Below are 12,890 nucleotides of genomic sequence, written 5' to 3' on the forward strand. Positions count from 1 at the left end.
TCTAGATTTTTTAATTTTCTTTTACTGTAAAACCTTCTCAAACATCCTTTAAAAATAAAAAGAGGCAAAGACCTAGTCCTGCCCATTATTTTCTTATCTACTTGATAATACCGTCAATGCTAAGGCAATGGCTAGCCAGAAAAAGACTAAAATCCCTGTCAAACGCTGCATTACAGCTTCAAAACCGCGAGCTTTACTGCGTTCAAACAAATCACCTGAACTGGCATCAAATACATTGCTGGATTGGTTTTTGGTTGGTTGCATGAAAATTGCAATCACAATCACAACAGATAATACTAATAAAATGGTTAATAATAGGTTATACATATCAAACTCCTTAAAATCCCTATTATTTTACCATAAAATCTACTTAGATTCAAGATGTAGGGTTACTTTTCTTTCCTTGGGACAATACTTTAAAACCTCAATCTTGTCTGGATGGGTTTTTGAATTTTTACTGGTTAGGTAATTGATACTGCCACAAGAGGAGCATTTGAGATTAATTTTTACTCGCACTAGATTTCCTTTACTTTTAATAATGTTCGAAATTGAATCAGGTTAAAGAGACAACTAAAGGCAACACAAAGGCTCGTCGCATAAAAGACAGCATGGTAGCCAAATTGACCTGCTACTGCAGAACCTGCCATGGGACCAACAACACCTCCCAGATAAAAGAATACCTGATTGAAGGCAAAGACCCTCGAAATGCCGGCTTTGGGAGTCATTTTGCTGAGTAGGGCATTAACCCCGGGAATCAAGGCACCGGTTCCCAATCCAAAGAGGAAACGATAGAGTCCTAGTTGAAGGGGGCTAGAGGCATTGGCACAGAGGAGATAGATGATGACTGAATAAAACTGGGCGACAACCAAGAGACGATGATTGCCCACCTTGTCACCTAGCTTGCCCATGACTCCTGCACTCATCATGCTGGAAAAGCCCATACTGGACACAATCAAACCAGAGACAAAAAGAAGATTCTCTGTCTGCCCTAAGTCGCGTACATAAAGAGCCAAAATAGGGCCAATCGATTGAGCTGAAAATTGGATGACAAAACTGGTTAAAAAGAGATTGAGCAAAAGATAGGGATATTTAACCGAGGTAAATAATTCCTTTGTTGGAATAGCCTTTTCCTTGGCTACTGGTTGAAAATCTTCCTTGATAAAGCAAATAGTCAAAATAGCAGCTAAAAATAGAAAACTACCAACCAGTAAGAAAACTGTACGAATGCCAAATAATTCTGCGATAAAGCCACCAATAAAGGGACCAGTTAGAGTGCCTGCAACTACGCCTGTAGACAAAGTACCTAAGGCAGAGCCTGATTTCTCCTTTGGAACCTGACTGGCTATCAGTGCCGTTGCATTAGGAACAAAACCTGCAAATACACCGTTTAGTAAACGAAGAAAGATTAACCAATAGATATTTGGGACAAAGGCCAAGCCTCCCATAGTGATAGTCATAGCAAGACCTGCCCGAATCATCATGGGTTTTCGGCCGTATTTGTCAGCAAGAATACCCCAAATAGGAGAAAAGAGCGCCGCGGAAATAGCAGAGACAGAAATTGCTAAGCCTGCATAAAAAGCGACTTGCTGACTCCCTACACCTAGATTTTCCACGAAGATGGGCATAAAAGGTACAACCAAAGAAATACTGGCTCCTGTCAGAAAATTACCAAACCAGGCAATACGCAGATTATCCTTCCAGTTAATCTCTGTCATCTTGCCTACCTCCCTCAAGAAGGATATGCACTTGATTAAGAAGCTGGTTCTGATTGCCATTATTATCAAGAACCTGGCTGGCCAAATCTTTCTTTTTTTCTAAAGGCCACTGGGCTGCCAGACGAGACTCAGCTTCATCTTTGGACAACTGGTCCCTTTTCATTAAGCGTTCTACTTGGGCATCTCGGTCCACATAGACCAACCAAGTCTCAGCAAACCAATCGCTGTAGTCCTGCTCAAAAAGTAGGGGAATATCCATGAAGAAAATCTCTTCTGTCTGAGCCAACTGTTCTCTCAAAGTAGCCAGTTCCTCACGGATAATCTCCCCTTGAATTTGATTAGACCATTTTTGCTCTTCAGGATTTGAAAAGATGAGACTAGCTAGGAGAGGGCGATTGAGTTCTCCGTTTTCAAGAATGATTTCTTGCCCAAAGTGCTGTACTAGAGCCTCAAACAGACGACCACCAGGTTTCTGTAGTTGGTGGACGACTGCGTCGGCATCCACTGCTTGAAAGCCTTGCTGTCTTAGAAAATTTGTCACAGTTGACTTACCTGAGGCAATTCCCCCAGTGATTCCGATGATTTTTCCCATCAGTCCCTCCTTTGACAGTTTGGACAAAAGTGGGTGCCTCGTCCGCCTAGTTGAATTTTCTCAATGATGGTACCACAGCGTACACATTCTTGACCAGTCTTATCATAGACCTGATGAAAATCCTGCATGCTTCCATCTTCCCCAAAGGCATTGGTATAGGTCCGAATGGTGGAACCGCCTTTTTCAACAGCCTGGCCCAAAACAGCAATGGTCTGGTCATGAATGGCAGTCGCTTCTTCTGCTGTCAAAGTCTGGGAAGGTCTAGCTGGATGAACCTGAGCTCGCCAGAGAACCTCATCCACATAGATATTGCCAAGTCCAGCTACCAAGGTCTGGTCTAGGAGATGGGATTTGATAGGCTTTTTGGACTTGGCAAGGGCAGCTTGAAAGACCTGTAAATCAAAGTCTTGTTCGCTTGGTTCAGGACCTAATTTTTTAGAAATAAAGTAGGCGTCTAAAAGGTCAGGCACCAAGAGTTCCATGGTTCCAAACTTGCGTACATCCTCATAAACAAGCGTGCCCCCATCTTCAAACCGGAAGAAAACATGGGCATGCTTGCGTTCAGGCACTTGGTCTGGATAATAAAAATACTTGCCCTCCATCCGCAAATGGGAAATCAAGACCTTGTCTGTCAGGCAGAAAAGCAAATATTTTCCACGACGTCCCATTGACTCGATAATCTGACTAGGCAATTCCCTTTGAAACTCTTCCAAATCCGTCTTAATCATCTTGTGGTAGCGAATTTCTATACTCGAAATCTTCTTTCCTATAATCAATTTTTCTAAGCCACGACAAACGGTTTCAACCTCAGGTAATTCAGGCATAAGTCCTCCTTCTGTAAAAACAAGAAGCAGGCATGAGCCTACCTCTACTTAGTATTCTCTTTCATTATAGCCAAAGTCAGCCAAATCTAGCTTTTTATCGCGCCAGTTTTTCTTGACCTTGACCCAGGTTTCTAGGAAGACCTTGTCTCCTAGCATGAGTTCGATATCACGACGGGCCATGCTACCGATTTTCTTAAGCATAGCGCCACCTTTACCGATGATAATCCCTTTTTGGCTATCGCGCTCGACCATGATGGTTGCACGGATGTGAACCTTGTCTGTCTCTTCGTCTCGTTTCATAGAGTCAACAACTACTGCTACAGAATGCGGAATCTCTTCACGAGTTAGGTGCAAGACTTTCTCGCGAACCATTTCTGAAACTAAGAAACGTTCTGGATGGTCTGTGATTTGATCAGACGGGAAATATTGGAAACCTTCATCCAGATTTTCACTCAAAATATCCACTAGACGAGACACGTTATTTCCCTGAAGGGCTGAGATTGGAACAATTTCCTTAAAGTCCATTTGATTACGGAAGTCATCAATCTGAGACAAGAGCTGGTCTGGATGGACCTTATCGATTTTATTCACCACCAAAATCACAGGAACCTTGGCAGCCTTGAGACGCTCGATAATCATATCGTCCCCCTTACCACGCGCTTCATCAGCAGGCACCATGAAAAGAACGGTGTCCACTTCGCGAAGGGTACTGTAGGCAGACTCAACCATGAAATCTCCGAGAGCTGTTTTAGGTTTGTGAATCCCTGGTGTGTCGATAAAGACAATTTGCTCCTTATCAGTCGTGTAAATTCCCATGATTTTATTGCGCGTTGTCTGCGCCTTGTCACTCATGATGGCAATCTTTTGCCCCATAACGTGATTTAAAAAGGTTGACTTCCCAACATTGGGACGTCCTAAAATGGCTACAAAGCCTGATTTAAAAGTCATAATTTCCTCTTACTGTTTAAAATAATAAATCCCAGATTCGTGGGAGAAAAATCAATGCGCCTGTTAAGGCTGCGAAAAGAGAAACCACTAATACCGCGCCAGCCGCCATATCCTTGGCATTTTTAGCCAGCATGGAAAAGTGATAGTGACTGGCCAAATCCACCACATTTTCAATAGCAGAGTTGATAATCTCAAAGGCTACTACCAAGAAAATACTCAATAGGAGAAAGAGCCATTCGATTCGTGACACCTGAAAAACAAAACCTGCAAGGATGACCACTAGAGCCGTCACTGCGTGTTTTCGCATATTGCGTTCTTCCTTGATAGCAGTAAAAATACCTGTCAAAGCAAATTCTAAACTGGATATCAAGTCACGATTTTTCCATTTTCGTTTATTGTCTTGTGAGTCCATAGGCTGTCAAAATTTCTTCTTGTAAACCGAACATCTCCGCTTCTTCTTCCGGAGTGTAGTGATCATAGCCGTTAATATGTAAAAAGCCGTGTACTGCCAAGAAGCCCATCTCACGCTCAAAGCTGTGACCATATTCTTCGGCCTGCTCATGAGCCTTATCGATAGAGATGAACAATTCCCCAATATAGGCATCAAACTCAGACATCATCTCTGCCAATTCTGGATTTTCAAGCAAATCCTCTTCGTCAAAGGCAATTTCCAATTCTGGTTTATACTCAAGGCTGATGACATCTGTCGGACGGTCGGTGTCACGGTACTCCAGATTAAGTTCATGACTACGCTCATTGGTCACAAAAGTGACTGCCATCTCCTTGTCTTCTTTTCCTAATTTTTGGGCTGCAAATTCCAAAATTTCTTGGGTTTGTTGCAACATTTCTTTTGAAACTTGACCAGTTTCATCTACCATTTCAATATACATGTGCTTCTCGTTTCTCTTTACTTGGCTTTATTATACCACATTTCCATGATTTTATTCTACCTTTTTGATATAATACTATGGAATACAATCACAAGGAGAGAACGATGTCATTTGACGGATTTTTTTTACACCACATAGTTGAGGAATTGCGAAGCGAATTAGTGAATGGTCGCATCCAGAAAATCAATCAGCCTTTTGAACAAGAGTTGGTCTTGCAAATCCGCAGCAATCGCCAAAGCCATCGCCTGCTCCTTTCTGCCCATCCAGTTTTTGGACGCATTCAGCTGACCCAAACGACTTTTGAAAATCCAGCCCAACCTTCTACCTTTATCATGGTTTTGAGAAAGTATTTGCAGGGGGCCCTGATTGAGTCGATTGAGCAAGTGGAAAATGACCGTATTGTGGAAATTACAGTTTCCAATAAAAACGAGATTGGAGACCATATCCAGGCTACCTTGATTATCGAAATTATGGGGAAACACAGTAATATTCTACTGGTCGATAAAAGCAGTCATAAAATCCTCGAAGTTATCAAACACGTCGGCTTTTCACAAAATAGCTACCGCACCTTACTTCCAGGATCGACCTATATCGCTCCGCCAAGTACAAAATCTCTCAATCCTTTTACTATCAAGGATGAAAAGCTCTTTGAAATCCTGCAAACCCAAGAACTAACAGCAAAAAATCTTCAAAGCCTCTTTCAAGGTCTGGGACGCGATACGGCAAATGAATTGGAAAGGATACTGGTTAGTGAAAAACTTTCCGCTTTCCGAAATTTTTTCAATCAAGAAACCAAGCCATGCTTGACTGAGACTTCCTTCAGTCCAGTTCCTTTTGCAAATCAGGTGGGAGAGCCTCTTGCAAATCTTTCTGATTTGTTGGACACCTACTATAAGGATAAGGCTGAGCGCGACCGCGTCAAACAGCAGGCCAGTGAACTGATTCGTCGTGTTGAAAATGAACTTCAGAAAAACCGACACAAACTCAAAAAACAGGAAAAAGAGTTACTGGCGACAGACAACGCTGAAGAATTTCGTCAAAAAGGAGAATTGCTGACAACCTTCCTCCACCAAGTGCCTAACGACCAAGACCAGGTTATCCTAGACAACTACTATACCAACCAACCTATCATGATTGCGCTTGATAAGGCTCTGACTCCCAACCAGAATGCCCAACGCTATTTTAAACGGTATCAGAAACTCAAAGAAGCTGTCAAATACTTGACTGATTTGATTGAAGAAACCAAAGCCACTATTCTCTATCTGGAAAGTGTAGAAACCGTCCTCAACCAAGCTGGACTGGAAGAAATCGCTGAAATCCGTGAAGAATTGATTCAAACAGGTTTTATCCGCAGAAGACAACGGGAGAAAATCCAGAAACGCAAAAAACTAGAACAATATCTAGCAAGCGATGGCAAAACCATCATCTATGTCGGACGAAACAATCTTCAAAATGAGGAATTGACCTTTAAAATGGCCCGCAAGGAGGAACTTTGGTTCCATGCTAAGGACATTCCTGGAAGCCATGTTGTCATCTCAGGAAATCTTGACCCATCTGATGCAGTCAAGACAGACGCAGCAGAGTTAGCTGCCTACTTCTCTCAAGGGCGCCTGTCGAATCTGGTGCAGGTAGATATGATTGAAGTCAAAAAACTCAATAAACCAACTGGTGGAAAACCCGGCTTTGTCACTTACACAGGACAAAAGACCCTCCGCGTCACACCAGACTCCAAAAAAATTGCATCCATGAAAAAATCCTGATTTTACTTGAAATCAGGATTTTTAACTTACTATTCACTCAAATCATATTCACTTATAGTACTAATCTTTGCCACCTAGCTTCTCATTGATTTTCATCATCACACTAGCAATTTTTTCGCCCCAATAAGGGTCTGAAGCATATTCCACATTCATACCAGAAGCCTTGTTTCCAAGGAAAGTTCTTCCCCTATCGATATAATTTTCCTTAATCCACTTGGTTGCACCTAAAATTCCCTTATCCACATCATCAAATGTCTTAGCAGAAAGGTAAGGGGTCGTATCATAGGCTGTAATGCCAAAGAAATTATTCTTATCTTTGGCAATTTTACTTCTTCCCCAGTTACTTTCTAGGGCACTATGGGCAAGGAGATAAAGAGCATTGATATGGTAATGTTCTTCGGCTTCCTTAAAAGTAGCGCCCTTGTTCTCCAAAAGGCTATTGTTAATGTTTAGCAAACTAAATACCTTATCCAATTCTTCAGCACTGTAGTTTGTAGCCTCTGTTAAATCTTTGAAAAGGAAGGGATTCTCAAGCTTAAAACCATCAAAATGCAGGCCATCTGCCGAATAATATTTCTTGCCTACTTCCATATCAGAAAGATGAGAAGCTACTGGGATACTAGCATTCTGAGCCACATAGTGATAAAAACGGTGGCCATCACTCTCATAATAAGGGATAAAGTCCTTACTAGCATCTAGCGCTTGTAAATCTTCTGTTTTCATATAGCCTGACAAACCAGAAATAGTAATAGCCAAGCGCTTGTCATCACTTTTTCTATCCTTATCTAGCCATACGACACTACCTTGCGATATATAGGAAAGCTTTTCACCATCTGAATCATAAACATTGGCTGTAACAGGCACTACTTGATAGTAAGCAGCATTTTCATTTGTAGCTTTTCCTCCAAGCCATTTACCATCGCTTCCAAGCTGATAACCATCTACTGTCTCATTTTTCGCCATGTAACCACCAGATTTGAAGTAGTACCAGGCTTGACTATGAGAATCGTAGACCCATTCTTTTTCAGCCATTTTGCCATCAGACTTGAGGTAAAACCAAGATTCCTTATCCCAAATCCATTCATTGGCTGTCATGTAACCACCGGATTTGAAGTAGTACCAAGCTTGACTATGAGAATCGTAGACCCATTCTTTTTCAGCCATTTTGCCATCAGACTTGAGGTAAAACCAAGATTCCTTATCCCAAATCCATTCATTGGCTGTCATGTAGCCACCAGATTTGAAGTAGTACCAGGCTTGACTATGAGAATCGTAGACCCATTCTTTTTCAGCCATTTTGCCATCAGACTTGAGGTAAAACCAAGATTCCTTATCCCAAATCCATTCATTGGCTGTCATGTAACCACCGGATTTGAAGTAGTACCAGGCTTGACTATGAGAATCGTAGACCCATTCTTTTTCAGCTATTTTCCCATCAAATTTGAGATAAAACCAAGATTCCTTATCCCAAATCCATTCATTGGCTGCCATGTAGCCACCAGATTTTAGATAATAATAGTGACCATTCTCGAAAATCCATTCTTTATCAGCATAGTTTCCATTTTCTTTTATGTAAAACCAAGATTGGTATTGTTTGTCAAAAAGCCAACCTTGCTGTACTTTGGCACCACTAGCATTCACATAAGCTTGATTAATCCACTGACTTGTTAGTAGATAACCACCGGATTTGAAATAATAGTCCTTCCCTTTAATTTGGAGCCATTCTTTCTCTGCGTGCTGTCCATCTGCTTTGATATAAAACCAAGCATCGTATTGAGAATCATAGACCCAGTCTTCTATTACTTTGGCACCTGTTGCACCAACATAGGAAGTTCCTACCCAAGCATTTCTTTTCATCTTTCCATCTTGGTCAAGATAATAAAAGGCTCCCTTGTCTTCTACCCATTCTGATTTGGCCATATAGCCACCAGATTTGAGGTAAAAATAGTCGTCACCTTGCTTTAGCCATTCATTTTCAGTATAGTTAGCATCTGCTTTTATATAGAACCAAGATTGATAATGAGTATCAAAAACCCACTCATTCGCTGCTTGACTGCCATCTTCTTTCAGATACTGTTTTCCTTGCCAAGTACCATCACTAGCCATTGCACCCTCTGGACTAGCTAAGAAAAATAGCAGAGCTAAAAAAATAAATCTTACTTTCTTCATTAACCTTCTTCCTCTGTTCTTATTTATTTTATTGTACCAAAATTCTCCTAAATTCATATTACAAACTAATAAAAAATCAAGAACAGATTGATTGCAGTTTACCTCAGAGACTCTTTTACTTCCTGACGGAGTTCTTCCAGACTGCTAATACCGTATTTATCCATGACTTTTGGTAAATTTTCGATGATGTCAGGGCAGGCATAAGGATTGGTAAAGTTAGCTGTTCCAACTCCGATAGCAGATGCCCCAGCCAGATACATTTCTAGGGCAGCTTCAGCCGAATCCACTCCCCCCATTCCAATGATAGGCAGGTCTGTTGTTTGGGCTACTTGGCGGATGAGTTTGAGGGCTACTGGAAAGACTGCTGGACCTGACATTCCACCTGTTCCATTGGCCAAGATTGGTTTTCTGGTTTTGAGGTCAAAGCGCATTCCAACCAGAGTATTGATCATGGTCAAGCCACTTGCTCCCGCATCTTCTGCAGCTTTTGCGACAGTAACGATATCGGTCACACTCGGGGTTAATTTGACATAAACTGGCACTTCTGAGGCTTCCACAGCTGCTTTCACCACATCATAAGCCAAATCTGGATCTTGACCAATCAAAAGTCCATGATTACAGTGGTCAACATTGGGACAAGAAATATTGAGCTCGATAGCTTTTACATTAGTTGCCTTGGAAATCCCATGAGAAACAGCTGCATACTCTTGTTTTGAAAAACCAGCTACATTGGCAATAATAGGAAGATTTGGATATTCTCTTTCCAGCCAAGGTAGCTTTTCAGCCAAAACAACCTCTAAACCAGGATTTTGCAAGCCAATTGCATTGAGCATACCAGCAGGCGTCTCTGCTACTCTTGGAGTTGGGTTCCCAAAACGTGGTTCAAGGGTTGTCGCCTTGATCATAATAGAACCTAAAAGGTTTAAATCATAGTACTTGGCATACTCTTGTCCAAAGCCAAAACAACCTGATGCTGGAATAATCGGATTTTTCAAATCCAAACCAGGTAGAGACACTTGTAATCGATTTGTAGTCATAATTTTCTCCTTATAATACAACTGTTCCTGTGCGGAAAACAGGACCATCTTCACAGACGCGTTGGTTGACCGTCTCGCTTTCTGGTACTTTTAGAACACAGGCATAGCAAGCTCCCATCCCACAAGCCATACGAGATTCCAGAGATAAATAGGCTCTTGGGTGATCATCAAAGGTTTGATTGATATACTTCATCATTCCTGGAGCCCCACACGAGTAAACAGCATCAAACTGACTATCTAAATCATTGATAACAACGGAAACATTTCCCTTGATGCCATAAGAACCATCATCTGTCGTTACAAAGACCTGACCATACTGAGCCAATTCCGTTTTCAAAATAACAGCATCCTTATTAGCAAAACCGAGGACTGTCACTACTTTCACTCCACGTTCATGCAATTCCTTGGCCACCTCAAGCAAGGGTGGAACACCAATCCCACCACCAACAAGGAGAACCTGATTCTGCTCATCAAGGTCAGACAAGTCAAAACCATTTCCCTGAGGCCCCATCACATCAAGAGTGTCTCCCTGACTTAAGGTTGAAAAAATTGCAGTCCCAGCTCCCTCAATCCGATAAATGAGGTGACACTGCTTGTTTGCCTTGTCAATAGACGAAATTGAAATAGGACGACGTAAAAGATGGGCATCGTCTGGTACACGCAGATGAAGAAATTGGCCTGCTCGCATGGCTTCAACCATTTCTCCTTCTAGGACTAATTCAAAGATTGCTGGCGCGATTTCCTCTTGTGCAACCACCTTCATGGTTTCCAACCGAATGACACCCAAACGCTTCTTACATGTGGGATTCATAACTTTTCCTCCTTAAATTTTAAGGGGACCAGATAAAGAAAAGACCTTGCTAGTGCAAGGCCTCAGTTAAAATCGTACAACACAAGAGAGCACACTCAAAAAGTCTCCTCTAGAAAATTGCACTATTCTTTTATCTGACACCTTGTGAGTCTCTCTGGACTCCCCTTAAAGGTTGAATTTTTATTAGTATACTCTTTCAGCTAAAAAAAGTCAAGTAAAAAACGAATATTCTACTTAACTTGCACGAAATTATTTTTCACGAATGACTTCGACCTTATATCCATCAGGGTCTTTGACAAAGTAATAGTTTGGTGTAGTTCCTGGTAGACCATTTGGCTCAGTCACTTCATAGCCTTTTGCACTGTGTTCTTGATGAAGTGCCTCAAGATCAGGTGTACTGAGGGCGATATGGGCAAACCCATCACCAACCACATACGGACCGTGATCGTAGTTATAAGTCAACTCCAACTCATAGTCATCACCCTCAAGACCTAGATAGACAATCGTGAAGGCATGGTCTGGAAAATCTCTGCGACGCAATTCTTTAAAACCAAAAGCATCTTGATAAAATGCGATTGATTTTTCAAGATTTTCTACTCGTAAGCAAGTGTGTAGCATTTTTGAAGCCATATTTTTCTCCTTTATTTTTAAAAAGACTGGACAATCCTGTTCCAGTCTCATCAGTTGTTATTTACCAAGTTTTGCTTTAGCTGCATCTGCAAGAGCTGTGAAAGCTACTGCATCGTTAACAGCCAAGTCAGCAAGCATTTTACGGTTAACTTCGATCTCAGCCAATTTCAAACCATGCATCAATTGTGAGTATGAAAGTCCGTTCATACGAGCTGCCGCATTGATACGAGTGATCCACAATTTGCGGAAGTCACGTTTTTTCTGACGACGGTCACGGTATGCATAGTAGTAAGAGTTCATTACTTGTTCTTTTGCAGTACGGAACAAGATGTGTTTAGCTCCATAGTAACCTTTTGCTAATTTAAGAATACGTTTACGACGTTTGCGTGATACAACGCCACCTTTAACACGTGCCATGTTTTATTTCCTCCAAATATTTCCTAGAATTGTTTACTTACAGTCAAGCTATTATTTCAAGCGAGTAAGCATTGCTTTGATACGTTTGTAATCTCCTGAATGCACCATAGATGCTTTACGAAGATGACGACGTTGTTTCTTAGTTTTTCCGTGGAAACGGTGAGAAGTGTAAGCACGGAAACGTTTAAGTCCACCAGAACCTGTACGTTTGAAACGTTTAGCTGATGCGCGGTGTGTTTTTTGTTTTGGCATGATTTTTTCTCCTTTATTTAACTTTCTGACAATTATTTTTTGTCAGTCGCTGGCGCCAATTGCATGAACATTTGACGTCCATCCATTTTAGCACGTTGTTCGATGATGGCAATATCTTGAGTTGCTTCAGCAAACTCGGCTAAAACTTTTGCACCAATCCCTTTATGGGTAATCATACGACCCTTAAAGCGAATAGATACCTTAACTTTATTTCCTTTTTCAAGGAACTTACGTGCATTACGAAGTTTTGTATCAAAGTCACCCTTGTCAATAGTTGGACTTAGACGAACTTCTTTCACAGTAACAACGCTTTGTTTTTTACGTTGTTCTTTTTGCTTCTTCTGGTACTCAAATTTGAACTTACCGTAGTCCATAATTTTTGCAACAGGCGGTTTGGCTTGGGGTTGAATCAATACTAGGTCAACATTAGCGTTATCAGCCAAAGCTTGCGCTTCACTGAGTGGCTTGATGCCTAGCTGTTCTCCTTCAAGACCAATCAAGCGAACTTCACGTACACGAATCTCATCATTGATGAATAAGTCTTGCTTTGCTATGGTTTTCACCTCTTTTGTTTTATTAGAGAAAAACAATAGCGGACTCGTAAATATACAAGCCCGCACGTTATGATAGCGTTTCTTCGAAACTTTTCATCCGTAGGGCCAGGCAACTTAATGTCACAAGGCGAGAAGCTCTCACTTCTGCTTTTCTCAACTTTTATATGATACCAAGTTTTCTAGCTCTTGTCAAGATAAAAAGTTATTTTTTGAAAAGTTTGTGTTTGTATTTTGGTTTGGTTTTCGAATCAAAAAGAGAGAATCAAGTTGATTCCCTCTCTATGTTAGTTT

Annotated in this window: 16 protein-coding genes and 1 other annotated feature; of the genes, 1 reads left to right on the forward strand and 15 read right to left on the reverse strand. The window is 41.3% G+C overall.

The annotated features are described in order from the left end of the window. Positions 1–93: 93 nt before the first annotated feature. The 8 genes from secG to ybeY are packed head-to-tail and all read right to left on the reverse strand — an operon-like array spanning position 94 to position 4,969. Positions 94–327 carry a preprotein translocase subunit SecG gene (gene secG, locus AT689_RS08950; RefSeq protein WP_000282517.1) on the reverse strand — a complete coding sequence of 78 codons (234 nt, stop codon included), beginning with the start codon at positions 325–327 and terminating at the stop codon, positions 94–96. A gap of 39 nt (positions 328–366) precedes the next feature. Continuing rightward, on the reverse strand, positions 367–516 hold the full coding sequence (gene rpmG, locus AT689_RS08955) for a 50S ribosomal protein L33 (RefSeq protein ID WP_001809104.1): 150 nt from the start codon (positions 514–516) through the stop codon (positions 367–369). Then, complete coding sequence (locus AT689_RS08960) at positions 516–1,715, reverse strand: multidrug efflux MFS transporter PmrA (protein WP_000136147.1); 1,200 nt, start codon at positions 1,713–1,715, stop codon at positions 516–518. Before AT689_RS08960 ends, rpmG begins: the two co-directional genes overlap by 1 nt. Continuing rightward, positions 1,702–2,307: a dephospho-CoA kinase gene (gene coaE, locus AT689_RS08965; RefSeq protein ID WP_000516190.1), complete on the reverse strand. Its 606-nt coding sequence runs from the start codon at positions 2,305–2,307 to the stop codon at positions 1,702–1,704. Before coaE ends, AT689_RS08960 begins: the two co-directional genes overlap by 14 nt. Further along, the gene (gene mutM, locus AT689_RS08970) at positions 2,307–3,131 is read right to left on the reverse strand and encodes a DNA-formamidopyrimidine glycosylase (RefSeq protein ID WP_001114574.1); all 825 of its coding nucleotides are present in this window, start codon (positions 3,129–3,131) and stop codon (positions 2,307–2,309) included. The genes coaE and mutM overlap by 1 nt, the downstream gene beginning before the upstream one ends. Before the next feature lie 48 nt (positions 3,132–3,179). Next, positions 3,180–4,079 (reverse strand): GTPase Era, encoded by a 900-nt coding sequence (gene era / locus AT689_RS08975; RefSeq protein WP_000143265.1) that lies wholly within the window; start codon positions 4,077–4,079, stop codon positions 3,180–3,182. 16 nt (positions 4,080–4,095) lie between these two features. Then, entirely contained in the window at positions 4,096–4,491 is a 396-nt protein-coding gene (locus tag AT689_RS08980; protein ID WP_000378166.1) for a diacylglycerol kinase family protein, read from the reverse strand. Further along, on the reverse strand, positions 4,472–4,969 hold the full coding sequence (gene ybeY, locus AT689_RS08985; RefSeq protein WP_000275156.1) for an rRNA maturation RNase YbeY: 498 nt from the start codon (positions 4,967–4,969) through the stop codon (positions 4,472–4,474). The genes AT689_RS08980 and ybeY overlap by 20 nt, the downstream gene beginning before the upstream one ends. Positions 4,970–5,073: 104 nt before the next feature. Here ybeY and pavA point away from each other — a divergent pair, with 104 nt between their 5' ends. Next, positions 5,074–6,729 carry an Rqc2 family fibronectin-binding protein PavA gene (gene pavA, locus AT689_RS08990; RefSeq protein WP_000006703.1) on the forward strand — a complete coding sequence of 552 codons (1,656 nt, stop codon included), beginning with the start codon at positions 5,074–5,076 and terminating at the stop codon, positions 6,727–6,729. A 60-nt stretch (positions 6,730–6,789) separates the two neighbouring features. On the opposite strand, the gene lytB is transcribed toward pavA, so the two are convergent. The 7 genes from lytB to infC all read right to left on the reverse strand — a co-directional run bounded on the left by lytB (position 6,790) and on the right by infC (position 12,608). After that, complete coding sequence (lytB, locus tag AT689_RS08995; RefSeq protein ID WP_001845048.1) at positions 6,790–8,955, reverse strand: endo-beta-N-acetylglucosaminidase; 2,166 nt, start codon at positions 8,953–8,955, stop codon at positions 6,790–6,792. A 41-nt stretch (positions 8,956–8,996) separates the two neighbouring features. Continuing rightward, entirely contained in the window at positions 8,997–9,983 is a 987-nt protein-coding gene (locus tag AT689_RS09000; RefSeq protein WP_001844686.1) for a dihydroorotate dehydrogenase, read from the reverse strand. Then, positions 9,946–10,746 (reverse strand): dihydroorotate dehydrogenase electron transfer subunit, encoded by an 801-nt coding sequence (locus AT689_RS09005; protein ID WP_001070102.1) that lies wholly within the window; start codon positions 10,744–10,746, stop codon positions 9,946–9,948. The genes AT689_RS09000 and AT689_RS09005 overlap by 38 nt, the downstream gene beginning before the upstream one ends. 249 nt (positions 10,747–10,995) lie before the next feature. Further along, on the reverse strand, positions 10,996–11,376 hold the full coding sequence (gloA, locus tag AT689_RS09010; protein ID WP_000157154.1) for a lactoylglutathione lyase: 381 nt from the start codon (positions 11,374–11,376) through the stop codon (positions 10,996–10,998). Positions 11,377–11,433: 57 nt separating this feature from the next. Then, on the reverse strand, positions 11,434–11,793 hold the full coding sequence (gene rplT / locus AT689_RS09015; protein ID WP_000124836.1) for a 50S ribosomal protein L20: 360 nt from the start codon (positions 11,791–11,793) through the stop codon (positions 11,434–11,436). Between the two features lie 51 nt (positions 11,794–11,844). Beyond that, entirely contained in the window at positions 11,845–12,045 is a 201-nt protein-coding gene (rpmI, locus tag AT689_RS09020; RefSeq protein ID WP_001125943.1) for a 50S ribosomal protein L35, read from the reverse strand. Between the two features lie 32 nt (positions 12,046–12,077). Continuing rightward, positions 12,078–12,608, reverse strand: a complete 531-nt coding sequence (gene infC / locus AT689_RS09025; RefSeq protein WP_025172502.1) for a translation initiation factor IF-3 — start codon at positions 12,606–12,608, stop codon at positions 12,078–12,080. Between the two features lie 15 nt (positions 12,609–12,623). Beyond that, positions 12,624–12,755: a sequence feature (ribosomal protein L20 leader region), on the reverse strand. Between the last annotated feature and the right edge of the window lie 135 nt (positions 12,756–12,890).

It is taken from the genome of Streptococcus pneumoniae, from assembly GCF_001457635.1.
Taxonomy (GTDB): Bacteria; Bacillota; Bacilli; order Lactobacillales; family Streptococcaceae; genus Streptococcus; species Streptococcus pneumoniae.